This is a genomic window from Streptomyces sp. NPDC053560, from assembly GCF_044544605.1.
Taxonomy (GTDB): Bacteria; Actinomycetota; Actinomycetes; order Streptomycetales; family Streptomycetaceae; genus Streptomyces.
Map to the genome: position 1 here is coordinate 130,255 of NZ_JBITXI010000002.1, position 19,579 is coordinate 149,833.

The 19,579-nt window shown below is 72.7% G+C and carries 18 protein-coding genes; 7 read left to right on the plus strand and 11 right to left on the minus strand.

The window, feature by feature from the left end; all coding sequences use genetic code 11:
* The first annotated feature begins 94 nt into the window (after positions 1 to 94).
* The 3 genes from dhaK to dhaM all read left to right on the plus strand — a co-directional run bounded on the left by dhaK (position 95) and on the right by dhaM (position 2,259).
* Complete coding sequence (gene dhaK / locus ACIGQF_RS03765; protein WP_399705059.1) at positions 95 to 1,087, plus strand: dihydroxyacetone kinase subunit DhaK; 993 nt, start codon at positions 95 to 97, stop codon at positions 1,085 to 1,087.
* 198 nt (positions 1,088 to 1,285) lie between these two features.
* Complete coding sequence (dhaL, locus tag ACIGQF_RS03770) at positions 1,286 to 1,852, plus strand: dihydroxyacetone kinase subunit DhaL (protein WP_361567448.1); 567 nt, start codon at positions 1,286 to 1,288, stop codon at positions 1,850 to 1,852.
* Positions 1,849 to 2,259 (plus strand): dihydroxyacetone kinase phosphoryl donor subunit DhaM, encoded by a 411-nt coding sequence (gene dhaM / locus ACIGQF_RS03775; protein WP_399705062.1) that lies wholly within the window; start codon positions 1,849 to 1,851, stop codon positions 2,257 to 2,259. The genes dhaL and dhaM overlap by 4 nt, the downstream gene beginning before the upstream one ends.
* Positions 2,260 to 2,404: 145 nt before the next feature.
* Here the strand turns inward: dhaM and ACIGQF_RS03780 are convergent, their stop codons facing one another.
* Both ACIGQF_RS03780 and ACIGQF_RS03785 read right to left on the minus strand, forming a co-directional pair.
* Positions 2,405 to 2,845 (minus strand): ester cyclase, encoded by a 441-nt coding sequence (locus ACIGQF_RS03780; protein WP_399705065.1) that lies wholly within the window; start codon positions 2,843 to 2,845, stop codon positions 2,405 to 2,407.
* A gap of 53 nt (positions 2,846 to 2,898) precedes the next feature.
* Entirely contained in the window at positions 2,899 to 4,077 is a 1,179-nt protein-coding gene (locus ACIGQF_RS03785) for a cytochrome P450 (protein WP_399705068.1), read from the minus strand.
* Positions 4,078 to 4,105: 28 nt separating this feature from the next.
* Here ACIGQF_RS03785 and ACIGQF_RS03790 point away from each other — a divergent pair, with 28 nt between their 5' ends.
* A complete protein-coding gene (locus ACIGQF_RS03790) occupies positions 4,106 to 4,618 on the plus strand; it encodes a MaoC family dehydratase (RefSeq protein WP_399705071.1) in 513 nt (170 codons plus the stop codon).
* 49 nt (positions 4,619 to 4,667) lie between these two features.
* Here ACIGQF_RS03790 and ACIGQF_RS03795 read toward each other — a convergent pair whose 3' ends face one another.
* A complete protein-coding gene (locus ACIGQF_RS03795) occupies positions 4,668 to 5,051 on the minus strand; it encodes a hypothetical protein (protein ID WP_399705074.1) in 384 nt (127 codons plus the stop codon).
* Positions 5,052 to 5,366: 315 nt separating this feature from the next.
* On the opposite strand from ACIGQF_RS03795, the gene ACIGQF_RS03800 reads away from it, so the two are divergent.
* On the plus strand, positions 5,367 to 6,749 hold the full coding sequence (locus ACIGQF_RS03800; protein WP_399705077.1) for an MFS transporter: 1,383 nt from the start codon (positions 5,367 to 5,369) through the stop codon (positions 6,747 to 6,749).
* Positions 6,750 to 6,966: 217 nt separating this feature from the next.
* On the opposite strand, the gene ACIGQF_RS03805 is transcribed toward ACIGQF_RS03800, so the two are convergent.
* The 8 genes from ACIGQF_RS03805 to benA all read right to left on the minus strand — a co-directional run bounded on the left by ACIGQF_RS03805 (position 6,967) and on the right by benA (position 17,273).
* Positions 6,967 to 8,916: a helix-turn-helix domain-containing protein gene (locus ACIGQF_RS03805; protein WP_399705080.1), complete on the minus strand. Its 1,950-nt coding sequence runs from the start codon at positions 8,914 to 8,916 to the stop codon at positions 6,967 to 6,969.
* Positions 8,917 to 9,014: 98 nt separating this feature from the next.
* Positions 9,015 to 9,809: a 3-hydroxybutyrate dehydrogenase gene (locus ACIGQF_RS03810; protein ID WP_399705083.1), complete on the minus strand. Its 795-nt coding sequence runs from the start codon at positions 9,807 to 9,809 to the stop codon at positions 9,015 to 9,017.
* Between the two features lie 119 nt (positions 9,810 to 9,928).
* Positions 9,929 to 10,561: an alpha-ketoglutarate-dependent dioxygenase AlkB gene (locus tag ACIGQF_RS03815; protein WP_399705086.1), complete on the minus strand. Its 633-nt coding sequence runs from the start codon at positions 10,559 to 10,561 to the stop codon at positions 9,929 to 9,931.
* 48 nt (positions 10,562 to 10,609) lie between these two features.
* Positions 10,610 to 13,456, minus strand: coding sequence for an AAA family ATPase (locus tag ACIGQF_RS03820; protein WP_399705089.1), 2,847 nt, complete (start codon positions 13,454 to 13,456; stop codon positions 10,610 to 10,612).
* A 46-nt stretch (positions 13,457 to 13,502) separates the two neighbouring features.
* A complete protein-coding gene (locus ACIGQF_RS03825) occupies positions 13,503 to 14,300 on the minus strand; it encodes a 1,6-dihydroxycyclohexa-2,4-diene-1-carboxylate dehydrogenase (protein WP_399705092.1) in 798 nt (265 codons plus the stop codon).
* Positions 14,297 to 15,304, minus strand: a complete 1,008-nt coding sequence (benC, locus tag ACIGQF_RS03830) for a benzoate 1,2-dioxygenase electron transfer component BenC (protein ID WP_399705095.1) — start codon at positions 15,302 to 15,304, stop codon at positions 14,297 to 14,299. Before benC ends, ACIGQF_RS03825 begins: the two co-directional genes overlap by 4 nt.
* Before the next feature lie 65 nt (positions 15,305 to 15,369).
* Positions 15,370 to 15,888, minus strand: a complete 519-nt coding sequence (benB, locus tag ACIGQF_RS03835; protein WP_399705098.1) for a benzoate 1,2-dioxygenase small subunit — start codon at positions 15,886 to 15,888, stop codon at positions 15,370 to 15,372.
* Positions 15,889 to 15,902: 14 nt separating this feature from the next.
* Positions 15,903 to 17,273 carry a benzoate 1,2-dioxygenase large subunit gene (gene benA, locus ACIGQF_RS03840; protein WP_399705101.1) on the minus strand — a complete coding sequence of 457 codons (1,371 nt, stop codon included), beginning with the start codon at positions 17,271 to 17,273 and terminating at the stop codon, positions 15,903 to 15,905.
* A gap of 233 nt (positions 17,274 to 17,506) precedes the next feature.
* Here benA and ACIGQF_RS03845 point away from each other — a divergent pair, with 233 nt between their 5' ends.
* Both ACIGQF_RS03845 and ACIGQF_RS03850 read left to right on the plus strand, forming a co-directional pair.
* The gene (locus ACIGQF_RS03845) at positions 17,507 to 18,418 is read left to right on the plus strand and encodes a LysR substrate-binding domain-containing protein (protein WP_399705104.1); all 912 of its coding nucleotides are present in this window, start codon (positions 17,507 to 17,509) and stop codon (positions 18,416 to 18,418) included.
* 22 nt (positions 18,419 to 18,440) lie between these two features.
* Complete coding sequence (locus ACIGQF_RS03850; protein WP_399705107.1) at positions 18,441 to 19,544, plus strand: mandelate racemase/muconate lactonizing enzyme family protein; 1,104 nt, start codon at positions 18,441 to 18,443, stop codon at positions 19,542 to 19,544.
* Positions 19,545 to 19,579: the final 35 nt, after the last annotated feature.

Sequence of the window (19,579 nt, forward strand, 5' to 3'; positions counted from 1 at the left end):
CATGGACCGCCAAGATCGAGAGCTGGGCATACCTACCGCCACCTGCGGAAACACTGCTCAGAGGCCAGGCTGCTAATCTCACCAGGAGGTACCCGTGAAGATGCTGATGAATGTGCCGGAGAGTGTGGTTGCGGACGCGTTGCGGGGGATGGCGGCGGCGCATCCGGAGCTGGTCGTGGATGTCGAGGGGCGCGTCGTGGTGCGGCGGGACGCGCCGGTGTCCGGGAAGGTCGCGCTGGTGTCGGGCGGCGGCAGTGGGCACGAGCCGCTGCACGGGGGATTCGTCGGGCCCGGCATGCTGGACGCGGCGTGCCCGGGCGAGGTCTTCACCTCGCCGGTACCGGACCAGATGGTGCGCGCCGCGGCCGCCGTGGACAGCGGCAAGGGCGTGCTGTTCATCGTGAAGAACTACACCGGTGACGTGCTGAACTTCCAGATGGCGGCGGAGCTGGCGGAGGACGAGGGCGTACAGGTCGCCAGCGTGCTCGTCAACGACGACGTGGCGGTGGAGGACTCCACCTTCACGGCGGGGCGGCGCGGCACGGGTGCGACGCTCTTCGTGGAGAAGGTGGCCGGCGCCGCGGCCGAGGAGGGCCAGCCGCTGGAGCGTGTCGAGGCGCTCGCCCGCCAGGTCGTGGAGTCCTCGCGGAGCTTCGGTGTGGCGCTCAGCTCCTGTACGACGCCGTCGAAGGGAACCCCGTCGTTCGACCTGCCCGCCGGGGAACTGGAGTTCGGTGTGGGCATCCACGGTGAGCCCGGCAGGGAGCGGCGGCCGATGATGACCTCGGGCGAGATCGCCGACGCCTCGGTGGGCGCGATCCTGCAGGACTGGCAGCCGCGCGGACCGGTGTTGGCGCTGGTCAACGGAATGGGCGCGACGCCACTGCTGGAGCTGTACGGCTTCAACGCGGAGGTGCAGCGGGTGCTCGGCGAGCACGGCGTGCCCGTGGCCCGTACGCTCGTCGGCAACTACGTCACCTCCCTCGACATGGCGGGCTGCTCGGTGACGCTGTGCCAGGCGGACGAAGAGATGCTCCGCCTGTGGGACGCGCCGGTGCAGACGCCCGGGCTACGGTGGGGTCGCTGACCTGCCAGGATCGACTGCCCGCCCGCGAGTGCCCGGACCCCCGTACCCCCTCCCCGTAATCGTCTCCGCACCCGTACTCGTACCTGTCCCCGTACCTGTCCCCAGTTCGTCCCGTACTCGTATCCCTACGCGTACCGCAGACCTCAGGAGCAGCACGTGACCGAAACGGCCCTCGACGCCGCGCTCTTCATCCGCTGGATGCAGGCTGCCGCCGCCCGGGTGAACCAGGAGGCCGAGCGCCTCACCGAGCTGGACTCCCCCATCGGCGACGCCGACCACGGCAGCAACCTGCAGCGCGGCTTCACCGCCGTCGCCAAGGTGCTGGAGTCGGAACCGCCGGCGACGCCCGGTGCCGTACTGACCACCGCCGGACGGCAGTTGATCTCGACCGTGGGCGGCGCCTCGGGACCGCTGTACGGGACGCTGCTGCGCCGTGCGGGCAAGGCCCTGGGCGACGCGCCGGGCGTGACCGCCGAGGAGCTGCGGGCGGCGCTTCGCGGCGGGGTCGACGCGGTCGCTCAGCTCGGCGGCTCGGCGGTGGGCGACAAGACGATGCTCGACGCGCTGGACCCGGCGGTCGAGGCACTGGGCACCTCGTTCGCAGCCGCTGCCGAGGCCGCTGAGAAGGGCGCGGTCGACACCACGCCGCTCCAGGCACGCAAGGGCCGGGCCAGCTACCTGGGCGAGCGCAGCATCGGGCACCAGGACCCGGGGGCCACGTCGTCGGCGTTGTTGTTCGCCGCACTCGCGGAGGTGACCGGATGAGCGCGGACACACCGGTCGGCATCGTGCTGGTCTCGCACAGCCGCGCGGTGGCCGAGTCGGTCGCGGAGCTGGCCACCGGGCTGGCGGGCGGCGACGCGAAGGCGCCGGTCGCGGCGGCGGGCGGCACGCCCGACGGCGGGCTCGGGACGAGCGCCGAGCTGGTCACCGAGGCGGCCCGTACGGTCGACCGCGGCGCGGGCGTGGCCGTCCTGGTGGACCTGGGCAGCGCCGTCCTGACGGTGAAGGCGCTGCTCGCCGAGGGCGACGAACTGCCGGAGGGCACGCGGCTGGTGGACGCGCCGTTCCTGGAGGGCGCGGTGGCCGCCGCGGTCACGGCGTCGGCCGGCGCTGACCTGGACGCGGTGGCCACGGCTGCCGCGGAGGCGTACTCCTACCGCAAGGAGTGAGCGAGGCACGGCCGGGCGGGGCGGGGTCGGCCGGTGTGGGCGCCTGCGCCTCGGGTGCCGCACCGGACCGGGCCCGGTGACGTACCGGCCCGGCCGCGTCGCGGGTGCGGGGACGCCCGCATCGCGCCCCCGCACCCGCCGCCGTCTACGCGCCGACCGCCCCCAGCGCCGTCATCATGCCGAGGCCGTCGGACACGACCCAGTACTCGGTGAAGCGGCCGTCGGCGGCCCGGAAGAGGTCCTGGCCCGCGAAGGCGACCCGCGTGCCGGGCGGCGCGGTGGTGCCGGGGATGCCGCCGCGGTAGGCACCGTGGAACGTCCAGCGCGCGGCCACCATGCCGTCGCCGACCACCGGGCCCGCGTCGAGCGTGACCTTGATGTCGTCGAAGTACTCGTACGACTGGCGGATCTGCTCGGCGGTCTCCTGCGGTCCGTGCACGTCGAAGGTGGGCCAGTGGCCGACGAAGCCGGGGGCGAGGATCTCCTCGGCCACGGCGAAGTCACCGTGCCACAGGTCGATGAGCCAGCGCCGGTAGAGCGCCTCCAGAGGGTCCATGGTCGTCTCGGTGTGGTCCGTGTGAGCCATGCCTCCAGTGTGCCTGCGCGTGCGCGGAGGGACGGGGTGATCGGACCGTCGGCTCACAGCACTACCGGCAGAGCCTCCGGCCCCCGCATCAACCGGGTGTGGCGGTACCGCAGTTCGGTGGCGGGGACGGCCAGGCGGAGGCGGGGGAAGCGGGTGAGGAGAGTGGTGAGCGCCGTCGTCGCTTCGGCGCGGGCGAGCGGGGCCCCCAGGCAGCGGTGAATGCCGTGGCCGAAGGCGAGATGGCCGGCCGCGTCGCGGTCGAGGTCGAGCGCGTCCGGGTCGGCGTACCGCGCCGGATCGCGGTTGGCAGCGCCGGGCGAGACCAGCACGGGCGCTCCGGCCGGTACGTCCGTCCCGGCCAGCGTCAGCGGCTCTGTGGCGTACCGGAACGTCGCGACGCCCACCGGGGAGTCGTACCGCAGCAGTTCATCGAGGGCCGCGGCGACCAGGTCGGGGCGGTCGCGCAGCCGGGCGGCGGCGTCCGGATGGGCGAGCAGGGCGAGCACCGCGTTGCCGATGAGGTTCGTGGTGGTCTCGTGCCCGGCGACCAGGATCAGGACGGCGAGCGAGACCAGTTCGTCCTCGCCGAGCCGGTCGGTGCCGTCGCGCGCGGCGATCAGTGCGGACAGCAGGCCGTCGTCGGGCGTCGCGCGCTTGGCCGCGACCAGTCGGCCGAAATACTCGGCCACCTCGTGCGACGCCGCGTCGATGCGGTCCGGCGCACCCGCCTCGAACAGCTGGTCCGACCAGGCCCGCAGCTGTGCGCGGTCCACCTCGGGCACGCCGAGGAGGTGGCAGATGACGGTGACCGGGAGCGGTACGGCGAGCCCGGCGACGAGGTCGACGGTGTCCCCCTGCCGCCAGTCCCTGGTCAGTTCGGCGGTCAGCCCGTCGAGGTACGGGCGGAGCCGGGCCGCGGCGCCCGTGGTGAAGGCGGGGGCCACCAGCCGGCGCAGCCGGGTGTGGTCCGGCGGGTCGGTGGCGAGCATGGTGTGGCCGAGCGCGGGGTGCAGCCGGCGGTTGCTGGGCCGGTCGGCGAAGTAGCGGGCGGTGTCCTTGGACAGCCGGGGGTCGGCGAGCGCGGCACGGGCGGCGGCGTAGCCGGTGACGAGGAAGGACGGCGGGCCGTCGCCGCGCGGCGGGAGGGGGTGCACGGGGGCCGCGGACCGCAGTTGGGCGTAGGTGGCGTAGGGGTCCCGGAAGAAGTCCGGACCGTAGAGATGCGCGCTCATGGTGTCAGTACCGTAATACCGTGCCCGCATGACGACGACGCCATCGGACGCCCCCATGGACGCCACGGACTTCGCGACGCCCATCACTGCGCGGTACTTCGAGGACTACGTACCGGGAGCGGTGTACACCTACGGCAGCATCACGCTCACCGAGGAGGAGATCCTCGATTTCGCGCGGCGGTTCGACCCGCAGAGCTTCCACACCGACCCGGTGGCGGCGGCGGACGGGCCGTTCAAGGGACTGATCGCGAGCGGCTGGCACACGAGCGCGGTCATGATGCGGCTCTACGCCGACCATTACGTCAGCAAGGTGGCGAGCCTGGCGTCACCCGGCGTGGACGAACTGCGCTGGGTACGGCCCGTCCGGCCGGGCGACACACTGTCGATCCGTACGACGGTCCTGGACGCGCGGGTCTCCCGGTCCAAGCCGGACCGGGGCATCGTGCGCACCGGGATCGAGGTGCTCAACCAGCGGAACGAATCGGTGCTGGCCCTGACGGCCCTGAACTTCTTCGCCCGCAGGCCGGACCACCGGTCCTAGCGGTTCTTTCACGGCCACCCGGCACCGGCGTTCGGCAACGGCCCCGGTCCTAGCGGCCTTCCAGGCGCAGCTGGACCTCTTCCTCCTGGTCGCCCGCCGCCGTGCCGACGACGGAGACCACGAAGGCGGGCAGCAGCGCCTTCCGCAGCTGGTCGACCGCCTGATAGCCGCCCTGCAGGGTGACCGTGCAGGGGGCCGAGAGCTGAGTGGGCCCGGGCTTGTCGCGACCCTGATTGACGTCGAAGGTCGCGGTCCACACGCTCGGTCCCCCGCCTGCCGTCTCGCGGGGCGCGTCGTCCGCGTCGCGGTCGGACGCGAAAGACGTCTGCAGCGCGGTGAAGATGGCCTGCGCATCCTCCGGCCTGCATCCGCTGCACTCGACCGTGACCTCCGCCGCGTGCCCCGCCTGCGTCTCCTGGTGCGCGCTGTCCACTGTGCAACCTTCCTGTCGAGCCGTACGCGGATACCGTCCCCGTCCAGGCTCACCCCGCGGGATCGCGTGGGCGACCGGGAGGAGCGGGTGTCCGCGCATTGTCACTCGCCCAGCGGTACGAGTGAGATCAGCCGGGTGCCCGTGCGGGCCGGTCCGGAAACCGGTGCCCGGTGGGTGAGCCGTCACGGGTGGCATGGCCGCCGCCCGCACACCCTCCCCGGGAAGTGTGGTGCGCGGCCACATACGCGGTCCGTCCCCGGCTTCCTACCGTGTGGCGACATCGCAACGTCCCCCTTCCGGTTCCGGAGTGAGCCCATGGCCGCCACCGCGCACGTCCCGCCATCCCCCGCCGGTCTGCGGCGCATCGTCGCCGCGAGCCTGATCGGCACCACCGTCGAGTGGTACGACTTCTTCCTCTACGGATCGGCCGCCGCGCTGGTCTTCAACAAGCTGTTCTTCCCGGACTCCGACCCCCTGGTGGGCACGCTGCTGTCGTTCCTGACGTACGCGGTCGGGTTCGCGGCCCGGCCCGTCGGCGCGCTGGTCTTCGGGCACTACGGCGACCGGCTCGGCCGTAAGAAACTGCTGGTGCTGAGCCTGCTGATGATGGGCGGCGCGACATTCGCCATCGGGCTGCTGCCCACGCACGCCACGGTCGGCTCGGCCGCGCCGCTGCTGCTGACGCTGCTGCGGCTCGTCCAGGGGTTCGCGCTGGGCGGCGAGTGGGGCGGCGCCGTGCTGCTGGTGAGCGAGCACGGCGACGCGCGGCGGCGCGGCTTCTGGGCGTCCTGGCCGCAGACCGGCGCACCGGCCGGGCAGCTGCTGGCGACCGGGGTGCTCGCGGCGCTGACCGCGCTGCTGCCGGAGGCGGCGTTCGTGTCGTGGGGCTGGCGCATACCGTTCCTGCTCTCCGGCGTGCTGGTGATTCTCGGGCTGTGGATCCGGCTGTCGGTGGACGAGTCGCCGGTGTTCAAGGCGGCGCTGGCACAGGCGGCGGCGCGCAAGGGCACGGAGTCGGCTGCGGAGCGGCTGCCGCTCGTCGCGGTGCTGCGGCACCACTGGCGGGACGTGCTGATCGCGATGGGCGCGCGGATGGCCGAGAACATCTCGTACTACGTGCTCACGGCGTTCGTCCTCGTCTACGCCACCGAGCACAGCGGACTGTCCCAGCAGATCGCGCTGAACGCCGTACTCATCGCCTCCGCGCTGCACTTCGCGGTGATCCCGGCATGGGGCGCGCTATCGGACCGCGTGGGCCGGCGGCCGGTGTACCTCGTCGGCGCACTGGGGGTCGCGGCCTGGGCATTTCCCTTCTTCGCGCTGGTCGACAGCGGGAACTTCGGGCTGCTGCTGCTCGCGGTGACCGTCGGGCTGGTGTTCCACGGGGCGATGTACGCGCCGCAGGCCGCGTTCTTCGCGGAGATGTTCGCGACGCGGATGCGGTACTCGGGCGCGTCGATCGGCGCCCAGTTCTCCTCGGTCGCGGCCGGCGCGCCGGCACCGCTGATCGCGACCGCGCTGCTGGCGGACTACGGCAGCCCGACGCCGATCGCGCTGTACGTCATCGCCGCGGCGGTGCTGACCCTGATCGCCCTGTACGCGGCCAAGGAGACCCGCAACCGGGACCTGGCGGCGGTCGAGCCGGAATCCGCGCCGGCGAAGGGGAGCGCACGGGCGGCGGAGGCGGGGACGGGCTGAGGGGCCTCCCAGCGGCTGCGCACGGCGAAGGTGGCGTTGTCCACAGGCAGCCCCGGCTGCCGGTGGGGAGCGCTACCTTCGGCTCATGCGCGGTGGAGGTGGGGGAGGGGCCTTGCCGCGAGGGTCGGGCGGCTCTCCCGTCGGTTGGGGAGAGGGAGGGGCCCTGCCAGGGAAGCTAGTCACCCTGCCAGGGAATGGGAGGGCCCAGCCAGGGAAGCTAGTCCCCCAGCGCCGCCGACAGCTGATGCAGCCGCAGCGCCAGTTGCAGCTCCAGCGCCCGGGACGGGGACTGCCAGCCCGGGCCGAGGAGGCGGCCGATCCGGTCCAGGCGCTGGGCGACCGTGTTGACGTGCACGTGGAGCGCGTCCTTCGTACGGGCCGGGCTCATGCCGCTCTCGAAGTACGCGTTCAGGGTGCGCAGCAGGTCCGTGCCGCGGCGCGTGTCGTAGTCCACGACCTCGCCGAGGGTGCGGCGTACGAAGCCGTCCACGTCACGGCCGTCGGCCAGCAGCAGGCCGAGGAAGCCGAAGTCCTCGGCGGCGGCGCCCTGGCCGCAGCGGCCGAGCACGCGCAGCGCCTCGCGGCAGCGCCGGGCCTGCGCGTAGGCCGTGGCGACGGCGGCGGGCGTGGCGGCAGGCGCGGGTACGGGCGCGGAGGCGCCGACGGTGACCGGCGCGTGGACGGCGGCGCCGAGCTGGCGGGCGGCCTTCCTGGCCGCCTCTCCCGGGTCGTCGTCCCGGCCCAGCGGGAGCAGCAGGACGACGCCGGCGTCCCGCGCCGCGGCCAGTCCCTGACGGGTGGCGGCGAGGTGGGAGGCGGCGGACCAGAGCCGCTGCCGGCCGGTGGCCCCGGCGCCGTCGGGGCCGGTGGCGGCCGGGGCGGCGCCGTCTCCCGCCGGGTCCTCGATGCGCGCGGCGAGGACGACGTGTGGCGCGTCCAGGTCGGCGGCGACCCGGGCGGCGCGCTCGCGCAGCAGCCGCGGATCGCGGTCGGGGGCGTCCAGCAGGTCGTCGAGGAGTTCGCCGCGTACGCGCTGTTCGGCTTCGCCGGCGGTGCGCCGGGCGAGCAGCAGCAGGGAGGTCACCATCGCGGCCCGTTCCAGGGTGCGCTGGTCGACGGGGTCCAGGTGGGGGTGGCCGCGCAGGACGAGCGCGCCGAGCACCTCGCTGCCGGAGCGGACGGCGGCCACCCAGTCGTCGCCGTCGCGTACCGCGTGGCCGTCGGCGGCGCGTGAGCGGTCCAGGGCCTCGGCGGGCACGCGTTCGGCGTCGGTGAACTCCACGGTGCCGTCGAGGACTTCGGCCACCGCAGCGGCCACATCCTGTACGCCGCCGCCGCGCAGCACCAGCTCGGCGAGGCGGTCGTGAATGTCGGAGGCACGCTCGATGACGCCGCTGCGGTCGCGGATGATCTCGTTGGCGGTCTCCAGCTCGGTCATCGCCTTGCGGGTCTCGGCGAGGAGGTTGGCGGTGTCGATGGCGACGGCCGCGTGGGCGGCGTGCGCGGAGAGCAGGGCGATCTCGGCGTGGTCGAAGACGCGGGCCCGGCGGTCGGCGGCGAAGAGTACGCCGATGACGCCGCTGCCGAGCTTCAGCGGCACCCCGAGGATGGCGACCAGTCCCTCGTCCCGCACCCCCGTGTCGATCGTGCGGGTGTGCTGGAAGCGCGGGTCGTCGAAGTAGCTGTCGGTGACGTAGGGGCGGGCGGTCTGCGCGACGAGGCCGCCGAGCCCCTCCCCCATGCCCAGGCGCAGCTGCTGGAAGCGGGCGGAGACCGAGCCGTCGGTGACCCGCATGTACGTGTCGCCCGCGACGGGATCGTTGAGGGTCATGTACGCGGTCTCGGTGCCGAGCAGGGAGCGGGCGCGCTGCACGATGGCCCGCAGCACCGCGTCCAGGTCGCGCAGCCCGGCCAAGTCGTGCGCGGTTTCGTACAGCGCGGACAGCTCGGCCTCGCGGCGGCGCCGCCCCTCCAGCTCGGTGCGGACCCGCAGTGCGAGGAGCTTGGCGCGTTCCAGGGCGGCGAGCCGTTCGGCGGAGGCGCCGTCGGCCCGGGCGCGCAGTACGGCGCGTTCGAAGTCCTCGGCGGGCGCGCCGGTGGCGAGCAGGTCGAGGAAGGGGGTCTCGGCCGGTGCGGCGGACGGCTCGGCGGACTGCTGGGGTGGCATGGACCTAGGGATACCTCCGGTACGCCGCGGCGCGCCACCCTGGGCGCCGGGTGGGCCCGCGGCCGGCTCCCCTGCGCCGGAGCCGGCGTTCCCCGAGGTCAGTGCGCTGTCCATCCGCCGTCCATGGACAGCGAGGTGCCGGTGATGAAGGACGACCGGGGGCCGCAGAGGTAGGCGACGGCTTCGGCGACCTCGTCCGGCTCGACCAGCCTTTTCACGGCGGAGTCGGCGAGCAGGATCTCGGTCAGCACGCGCTCGGCGGGGATGCCGTGCGCCTCGGCCTGGTCGGCGAGCTGCTTCTCGACCAGCGGGGTGCGGACGTAGCCGGGGTTGACGCAGTTGGAGGTGACGCCGTGCTCGGCGCCCTCCAGGGCCGCGACCTTGGAGAGGCCCTCCAGGCCGTGCTTGGCGGCGACGTAGGCGGATTTGTACGGCGAGGCGCGCAGGCCGTGCACGGAGGAGATGTTGATGACGCGGCCCCAGCCCTGGGCGTACATGTGGGGCAGTGCGCCGCGCAGGAGGCGGAAGGGTGCCTCCAGCATGACCTTCAGTACGGTCGCGAAGACGTCGGGCGGGAACTCCTCGATGGGCCGGACGAGCTGGATGCCGGCGTTGTTGACGAGGATGTCGGCGCCGGCGGCGCTCTCCTCGGCGGCGTCCAGGTCGGTGAGGTCGAGGGAGACGGGCCGGAGCGCGCCGGGCAGGCCGTCGGCCCGTTCCGCGAGCCGGGCGAGCCCGTCGCCGTCCCGGTCGACCGCGCGGACGGTGGCGCCGTCGGCGGCCAGCCGCAGCGCGCAGGCCGCGCCGATGCCCCCGGCCGCGCCGGTGACGAGTGCCGTACGGCCGGCGAGTCCGGACGCGGGGGCGGTACCTGATGTGGAGGTGGCGCTCATGGGCGTCACCCTAAGCAGCACAAGGCCCCGCACCGATGTGGGAGGCACCCACAAGCCGCGGTCCGGTCATGTGGCGGGAGCCCTCAGCGCACGCCTCGCGACCGGAAGCGGCCGCCCCCTCAGCGCACCCCCCGAGGCCGGAACTGGATGCTGATGCGGGGGCCGACCGGGCGAGTGGTCTTGGGGATGGCGTGGTCCCAGGTGCGTTGGCAGGAGCCGCCCATGACGATCAGGTCGCCGTGGCCGAGGGAGCGGCGGACGGTCGGTCCGCCGCCGTCGCGGGGGCGCAGGACGAGCGCTCTGGGCTCGCCGACGGAGAGGATCGCGACCATGGTGTCCTGGGTGCGGCTACGGCCGATGCGGTCGCCGTGCCAGGCGACGCTGTCCTCGCCGTCGCGGTAGTAGCACAGCCCGGCCGTGCGGAACGGTTCGCCGAGCTCTTCGGCGTAGTACGCGCCGAGTTCTTCCCGCGCCTCGTCGAGCGCCGGATGCGGCAGCTCCACGCCCTCGGCGTAGTGGCACAGCAGCCGCGGCACATCGACCATCCGCTCGTACATCTGCCGCCGCTCGGCGTGCCAGGGGACGGCCGCCACCAGCTCCTGGAACAGCTCGTCGGCTCCGGTCAGCCAGCCGGGCAGCACGTCGATCCAGGCGCCGAGGCCCAGGGTCGTGCGTTCGACCCCTGCCAAAGGCCGCAGACCGATGTCGTCGACCCCGTCGAAGAGCGAGCTCTGCAAATGCGTGGTGGCCATGGGGCCAGCGTACGCCGTGTTCGAATTTTTGTGCGAATGCCGTACGGGTCAGGAGTCGCGGAACACGGCCGCCAGCTCTCCCCGCGAGCGCACGCCGAACTTCGCGTACACGTGCGTGAGGTGGTACTGCACGGTCTTCACCGACAGGAACAGCTCCGACGCGACCTGCGCATTGCTCATCCCGCGCGCGACCAGCCGGGCCACGGCCCGCTCCTGTGCGGTGAGCCGGGAGAAATCCTCGGCGCCGCCCCGTTTCAGGCCGCCGGCCTGCAGCTCCCGCTCGCAGCGTTCGACGTACGTGCGGGCGCCGAGCAGGACGTACGCGTCCCGGGCGTTCTGGAGCAGCGCGTCCGCCTCCCGGCGCTTGCCCGCGCGGCGGAGCGTCTGGCCGTACGCGTAGCTCACCCGTGCCCGGTCGTACGGCAGCGGCAGGTGCTCCAGGTGGGCCAGCGCGCCTTCGAAGTGGGCACGGGCCGTGTCGAGGTCACCCTCGGAGCCGGCGATCCGGCCGCGTACGTAGCCGAGCCGGGCCATCGTGGAGCGGTGGCCGCGGTCGGCGGCCAGCTCCTCGAAGGGCTTCAGGAAGGTGTCGGCCTCGGGCACCCGGTTGGTCATCACCAGCGCGTTGGCGTAGACGTCCTGCCAGGGCCAGAAGCCGGGTTCGTCGATGCCCTCGCGCTGCCGCAGCCGCAGGACGGGCTCCAGCGCCGCGGTCACCCGCTCGTACTGGCCGCGGGCCTCGGCGACCTGGGCGCGGGCCAGGCAGGCGGGCACCACCATCGCCTCGTAGTGCTGCATGTCGGCGGAGGCCCGCCGGGCGTGGTGGTGGGCGGCCGCCCAGTCGCCGCGCAGCGCGTGGATCTGCGCACCCGTCCAGTGCACCAGGGGGCGCAGCAGCTCCATCCGGACCTCGGCGAGCTGGGCCGCGGCCCGGTCGACCGTGCGCACCGCGTCCTGCCAGGCGCCCAGCGCGAACTGGGTGCGGGCCAGCCAGGCCTGCGCCCAGAGGGAGATCCGGGTGGAGCCCATGCGGAAGCCGGTCGGTACGGCGCCCTCCAGCTCGCGCCGCGCGGCCTCGGGCTCGTCCATCGCCAGGTCCATCCAGCCCCGGCCCATCTGTACGCGCTGGGACTGGGCGCCGCTGGAGATCCGGGCCAGTACGTCGTCGTAGGCGTGCGCGGCCTCCTCGGCGCGGCCCATGGCGGCGAGGCCGAGCCCGAGGATCGCCTCCGACTCCACCGCCGAGGGCTCCATCGGGCCGACCAGGTCGACGGCCTTGCGGGCCCAGTGGACGAGGTCGGCGGCGCGGCAGCGGCCGAGCGAGTGCAGTACCCGGCGGTGGCAGATCGCGGCGGCCAGCTCGGGCCGGCGGGCCGGATCGCAGCGCTCCCAGGCGTGCGTGAGCCGTACCTCGGCCTCTTCGGGGCGCCCGCGGGTGATCGCGAGGTAGCCGAGGACGGAGTCGCGCAGCGCGCCGGGCGGGTAGCTCTCCAACTCCGCGGCGAAGGTTTCGGCCTGCGGCCTGTCCCCCGCGCCGACCAGGGCGTCGACGGCCCGCAGCAGCCGGTCACGGCGGGTGGCGCGGGCCGGGGTGAGCCGGCTGGCGGCGACCAGCGCGCCGGCCACCTGGGACCAGGCGCCCTCGGCGGCCCGGTCGGCGGCGAACCGGTCCAGGTCGTCGGCGAGCTCGGCGTCGGCGGCGGGGGTGGCGGCGACCCGGTGCATCAGGCGGCGGCCGTGGTCCTCGACGATCTCCGCGGCGCGGCGGTGCAGGTCGCCGCGTTCGACGAGGCCGAGTGCGCCGTGCACGGCGGCCCGTACGAGCGGGTGCGGGAAGGTGAGGAGGGTCAGTCCGGGGCCGTCGGCCGTGGTGAGCAGGCCGGCCCGGCGGGCCTCGTCGACGGCCGCGAGCGGGTCCGCGACGCCGGACAGCTCGGCGGCCTCGGCGAACGGCACCGACTCGCCGAGCGCCGAGCAGGCCTCGATGAGGGTGCGGGCCTGCGCTCCGCAGGCGTCGAGGCGGCGGTGGACCGCGGAGGCGTACCGGCGGGGCGCGGGCAGTGCGGGCTGCCAGTCCCGCCAGATGCCGGCGGGCACTTCCTGGAGCAGGTCGGTGATGTGGAGGGGGTTGCCGCGGGTATGGCGGCAGAGGATGCGCGCGGCGGGGAGCGTGAGGTCGACGCGGCCCGCGCTCCAGGCCAGCTGCTGCACGTCCTCGGGGGTGAGCGGGCCCAGCCGCAGCGCCCCGTCGCGGTACGCGGCCAGGAAGTCCAGCACGTCGACCGGCAGCCGGTGCAGTGCGTCGTCGGCGGCGGCCAGCACGACGAGCACCTGCTCGGTGGACATCCGGCGGACGGCGGAGGCGACGGCGCGCAGCGAGGCGGCGTCCGCCCAGTGGGCGTCGTCGATGACGACGACGGTGGTGGTGTCCTCGCCGGGTGCGCTCCATATGCCGTGCAGCCGGCGGCCTGCGGCGAGCGGGGCCGGCGGCTCCGCGGGCGCGTCCCCGTCCGGGAAGAGGGCGGCGCCCGCGGCCTTGGCGAGCTGGTCGGCGACGCCCAGGTCCAGCTCGTTCTCCCAGCGCACGCCGCTCGCGCGGTACACGCGGACGGCGTGCTCGCCCGGGCGGCCGTACTGTTCGCGGGGGCCGTGCTGTTCCTGCGGAGAGCCCTGCTGTTCATCCAGGCCGTGCTGTTCGCTCAAGAAGTACTCGATCAGGGCGGTCTTGCCCATGCCTGAGGCCCCCTCGACCAGGACGATCGAGGGGTGTCCGGTGCGGGCAGCGGCCAGCAGGCGGTGCAGGGCGGCCAGCTCCGCCTGCCGGCCGGCGGGGCCCTGCCGGCCGGTCTCGCCGGCATCTTCCGGGGAGCCGTTCGCGCCGTCGTGATCGTCCATCGCGCTTCACATTAGCCGCGCGCGGGCGACCGCTCACGCGGGCCGCTCATCCCTGGTCACCGCCGGCGACGGGCAGGACGGAGGCGGTGATGTAGGAGGCCTCGTCGGAGGCCAGGAAGCAGATCGCGGCGGCCTGCTCGTCGAGCTTCCCGTACCGCTTGAGCAGGGAGGAGTCGACCGTCTGGTCGACGATCTGCTGGTACCAGGCGCGTTCCCGCGCGTCGGCGGCGGCCGGGCCGCGGGCGACCCGGCGGGGCGGTGCGTCGGTGCCGCCGGGCGCGGTGGCCACGACGCGGATGCCGTACGGGGCGGCCTCCAGGGCCAGCGCGGAGGTGATGCCGTTGATGCCGCCCTTGGCCGCGGCGTACGGGACACGGTTGACGCCGCGGGTGGCCACCGAGGAGACGTTCACGATCGTGCCGGAGCGCTGTGCGATCAGGTGCGGGAGGGCCGCGCGGCAGGTCCACAGCGTCGGGAAGAGGGAGCGCTGCACCTCGGCCTGGATCTGCTCGGGGGTGTAGTGCTCGTAGGGCTTGGCCCAGATGGTGCCGCCGACGTTGTTGACCAGGATGTCGATGCGGCCGCCGAGCGCACGGTGCGCCTCGGTCACGGCCCGCTCGGCGCCCTCGTACCGTTCGAGGTCGGCGGTGACGGCGTGCGCGGCGGCGCCGTCCTTGCCCAGTTCGGCGGCCAGTTCCAGGATCAGTTCGGAGCGGTCGACGAGGACGGCCTCGGCGCCCTCGGCGGCCATCCGGCGGGCGACGCACTCGCCGATGCCCTGTGCCGCGCCGGTGATCACGGCCTTCCTGCCGGCGAACCGGCCGGGGAAGTGCGCGGCGCTCACCGGGCGGCCCCCGCGAGCTGCGCGGTGCCGGTCGGCGCGAACTTCTCGGTGTGGAAGTGGGCCGGAACCACACCCTGTTCGGCCAGATGCGTACGGACCGCCTCGACCATGGGCGGCGGGCCGCAGACGTAGATGTCCACGTCGCCGTCGTTGAGGTGGCGCGGCTCCAGGCGGCCGGTGACGTATTCCTTGACGCAGTGGTCGTAGGTGAAGCCGGGGATGACGGCGGCGTAGTCGGCGAGCGCTTCGAGGCGTACCAGGTCGCGGTCGGCGGAGACGCCGTAGACCAGGTGGACGGGGTGGGCCGGGGGCTCGGTGGCGAGCTTCTCCAGCATGGAGAGGAGTGGCGCGAGGCCGGTGCCGCCGGCCAGCAGCAGTGCGGGCCGCTCGATCCCGCGGAGGTAGAAGCTGCCCATCGGCCCGGTGAAGCCGATGCGGTCGCCCACCTGGGCACGGTCGCGCAGGTAGCCGGACATGGCGCCGTCCTCGGTGAGGCGGACGAGGAAGGAGACCTGGCCCTCGGCGGGGCCGGAGCTGAAGGAGTAGGAGCGGGTGACGTCGGTGCCGGGCACGGCGACGTTGACGTACTGGCCGGGGAGGAAGGCGAGCGCGGCGCGGTCGTCGGGCTCCAGGGTGAAGGCGACGGTGGTCTCCGACAGCTTCTCCAGCGCGACGAGGGTCGAGGTGTGGGTGGCGGCGGCGGTCTTGGCGGCGTCGGAGGTGGTGGGGATGCGGAGCACCAGGTCGCTCTGCGGGGTCATCTGGCAGGGCAGCGCGTACCCCTGCGCGGCCTCCTCGTCGGTCAGCGCCTCGTCGATGTAGTCGCCGCCGTCGTAACGGCCGCTCTCGCAGCGGGACTTGCAGGTGCCGCAGGCACCGTCCCGGCAATCCAGGGGGATGTTGATGCGTGCCTTGTAGGACGCGTCGGCGACGGTTTCGTTCGGTCCGCAGGTGACGAACCGGGTGATGCCGTCCTCGAAGGTCAGGGCGACCTGGTAGCTCATGGTGAACTCGATTCGGGGGAAGGGCGGGACTCGGAGGCCGGGGTGGGGGCCTCGGACTGGGGGCCTCAGATGTGGTAGATGTCGACCACGTGGTGGATGCAGTCGTTCTTCAGAACGACCTTCTTCTTCGTGATCAGCGGGGTCCCGCCCGAGAAGTCGATGGTGTAGAACGACGTCCCGAAGTACGGGTCGATGTTCTGGTAGCGGTAGTACAGCGTGTGCCAGTTGAAGCGGACGTCGATCTCGGCGCCGCGGCGCTCCACGACCTCGACGTTGGCGATGTGGTGGCCGGTGCGCGGTTCGGGGAGGCTGGTGGCGCTGGAGCGGTCCGTGCGGATGCGGAAGACCCGGTCCTCCAGGCCGCCGCGGTTGGCGTAGTAGATCAGGGAGATCTCGGTCCCCGGGTCGCGCGTCAGCTCGTCGTCGTCGGCCCAGGCCGGCATCCAGAACTCGACGTCCGGGTGGTAGCACTCCAGCCACTTCTCGAACTCGCGGTCGTCGAGGTAGCGGGCCTCGCGGTAGAGGAACTGGCGGATGTCCTCCACGGTGACGGCCGCGGTGGCCGTCTCGGTGCTCACGGTCATGTCTCGCTCCGTCCTTACCGGTCCTGGCCGGGGGTGGCGGCGTCCTCGGCGGCCACGGCCCTGCGCATGGTGTCCAGCCAGTAGCCGTGCTGGATCGGGTAGAGGGTCTCGTCCTCGGTGCGGGCGCCGCTCGCGATGGGGTGGATGCCGAGCTTCTCGGCGTCCTCGTCGGGCCCGGTGATCCGGTGGGCGACGCCGCGGCTGAGGTCGTTCCAAGGGGCCGCGCCGGCCAGGTAGGTCTTCTGGCAGGAGCGGAATTCCTCCAGGTCGTCCGGGGTGGCCATGCCGGAGGCATTGAAGAAGTCCTCGTACTGGCGGATGCGGTTGGCGCGGGCCTCGGCGCTCTCGCCCTTGGGGGCGATGCAGTAGATGGTGACCTCTGTCCTGTCCACCGAGATCGGGCGGAAGTGCCGGATCTGGGAGCTGAACTGGTCCATCAGGTAGACGTTCGGGTACAGGCAGAGATTGCGTGAGTACTCGATCATCCAGTCGGCCTTGACCTCGCCGAACTCGGCGACCAGCTCGTCCCGGCGCTCGTTCAGGGAGCGGTTGGAGGGGTCCTCCCACCGGGTCCACAGCAGCAGGTGGCCGTGTTCGAAGGAGTAGTAGCCGCCCTTCTGGCGGGCCCAGCTGCCGGCGTCCATGTTCCTGGTGTCGTTGGCGGACTCGCCGGAGGTGCGGCGCGCGGTGGTGGCGGCGTAGTTCCAGTGGGTCGCGGAGACGTGGTAGCCGTCGGCGCCGTTCTCCGCCTGGACCTTCCAGTTGCCGTCGTAGGTGTAGGTGGAGGAGCCGCGCAGCACCTCCAGGCCCTCGGGTGACTGGTCCACGATCATGTCGATGATCTTGGTGGCCTCGCCGAGGTGCTCGGTGAGCGGCTTCACGTCCGGGTTGAGGCTGCCGAAGAGGAAGCCGCGGTAGTTCTCGAAGCGGGCGACCTTCGTCAGGTCGTGCGAGCCGTCCTTGTTGAACTGCTCCGGGTAGCCGGCGCCGCGGCCGTCCTTGACTTTCAGCAGCTTGCCGGAGTTGTTGAACGTCCAGCCGTGGAACGGACAGGTGAAGGTGGTGCGGTTGTCCGTCTTGCGGCGGCAGAGCATCGCGCCGCGGTGGCTGCACGCGTTGATCAGCGCGTGCAGCTCGCCGTCCTTGCTCCGCGAGATCACTACGGGCTGGCGCCCGATGTACGTCGTGAAGTAGTCGCCGATCTTGGGGATCTGCGTCTCGTGGGCGAGATAGACCCAGTTGCCCTCGAAGATGTGCTTCATCTCCAGCTCGAAGATCTCCTCGTCGGTGAAGATCTTCCGCCGGGCCCGGTGGATGCCGTTCTCCTCGTCCTCCACCAGGGCGTCGTCCAGGATCGCCCGGGCGGTGACCGACGTCTGCGTCATGGTCCCTCCAAACCTGCGCCCGGTGCCCCGTCGTCCCGTCGGGGGCCTCACGGCCGCTTTTCAGCACCATGGCAGCGGGGTGACGACGCCACCCCGGGCATTTCCCCAGGGTTGACCCAGGGCCCAATTCAGATTCCTTGCATATCAATCGGCGGCAAAAGAGTATTTCTCTCGTCTGGAAACCGCTGCCTACGATGAGCCGCATCCGGCGGCAAGGAAGCCAAGGAGGCCCCATGGAACTGCGCCACCTGCGCTATTTCGTCGCCGTCGCCGAGACCCGGCACTTCGGCCGCGCCGCGGAGAACCTGCACATGGCACAGCCCCCGCTGTCCCAGGCGATCCGGCAGCTGGAGGCCGACCTCGGGGTCGAACTGTTCACCCGGACCACCCGCCAGGTGGCCCTGACCGGGGCCGGCGAGGTCTTCCGTACCGACGCGGTACGGATCCTGCAGTCGGTCGACGAGGCGACCACCCGCGTGCGCCGCTTCGCCAAGGGCGCCGAAGGCATCCTCCGGCTGGGACTCACCGGGACCGCCTGCTACAAGCAGCTCCCGGAGATCGCCCGGCTGGTCAAGGAGGAGATGCCGGGGGTGGCGCTGGAGATCCACACCGAGCTGCTGACCCCGGCCCAGGAGCTGGCCCTCAGCGAGAACCGCCTCGACGTGGGCATGCTCCGGCCGCCGGTCCGGCAGGAGGGCATCGTCTGCCGGGAGGTCGCCCGGGAACCGCTGGTACTGGCGGTACCCGAGGACCACTGGCTGAGCGACGCGGAGGCCGCGGAGGTCGGCCAGCTGCGCCACGAGAACTTCATCATGTACGCGGTCAACTCCCGCTCCGTCGTCAACGACGCGGTCACCCGGAGCTGCCTCGCGGCGGGCTACTACCCGCACTGCGCACACGATGTCACCGAGACCTCGACCGCGCTGGCGCTCGTCGCCGCCGGCCTGGGAATCGCCCTGCTCCCCGACTCCGTCCGCTCGGTCTCCCGCGACGGCGTCGTCTTCAAGCCCCTCCGGGACGCGGAGACCGTCGGACTCGCCCTCGCCTGGCGCGAGAACGACGCCTCGCCCCTGCTGGAGACGCTGATCGGCGTCCTGGAGACACACGGCGTATTCGTCCCGGACCCCGCCCCCGGGGACCGATGAAGACCACCGCAAACGAGGACCGATGAAGATCACCGCCATCGAGGCGATTCCGTTCGCCATCCCGTACAAGAAGCCGCTGAAGTTCGCCAGCGGCGAGGTCCGCACGGCAGAACACGTCCTCGTACGCGTCCACACCGACGACGGCCTCGTGGGCGTCGCCGAGGCACCGCCACGCCCCTTCACCTACGGCGAGACCCAGGAATCCATCGTCGCGGTGATCGACAAGATCTTCGCACCGCAGCTCACCGGCCTGGCCCCCACCGCGCGCGAAGCCGTGCACACCCGCCTGAACCGTACGGTCGGCAACCCCACCGCCAAGTCCGCCGTGGACATGGCCCTGTGGGACGTCATCGGGCAGTCCGTCGGGCTGCCGGTCACCGAACTGCTCGGCGGCTTCACCGACCGGATGCGGGTCGCGCACATGGTGGGCTTCGCGCCGCCGGAGCAGATGGTCGCCGAGGCGCAGCGCATCCGGGACACCTACGGCATCACCAACTTCAAGGTGAAGGTCGGCCGCCGCCCCTTCCAGCTCGACGTCGAGGCCTGCCGCGCACTGCGCGAGGGACTGGGCGACGAGGTGGAGCTGTACATCGACGGCAACCGCGGCTGGACCGCGTCGGAGTCGGCCCGCGCGCTGCGCGCGATGGACGGGCTGGACCTGACACTGGCCGAGGAGCTGTGCCCGGCCGACGACGTCATGGGCCGCCGCCGGCTGGTCTCGCACACGAACATCCCGTTCGTCGCCGACGAGAGCGCCACCCGCCCCGGCGAGGTGACCCGCGAGCTGCTGGGCGGTTCCGCGACCGCCATCAGCATCAAGACGGCCCGTACGGGCTTCACGTACTCCCAGCGCGTCCACCACCTCTGCGAGGGCCTGGGCGTGGAGGTCGTGATGGGCAATCAGATCGACGGCCAGATAGGCACGTTGTGCACCGCGGCCTTCGGATCCGCCTACGAACTGACCGCCCGACGGGCAGGCGAGTTGTCCAACTTCCTCGACATGAGCGACGACCTGCTCGCCGAGCCGCTGGCCATCGAGGACGGCACGCTGCGCGTCCGCGAGGGCGCCGGCCTCGGCCTCGTCCTCGACCCCGAAAAGCTGGCCCGCTACCGCCAGGACATCTGAACCGCCCCCTTCTTCCCCCCTCTCCCCCGTCAGGA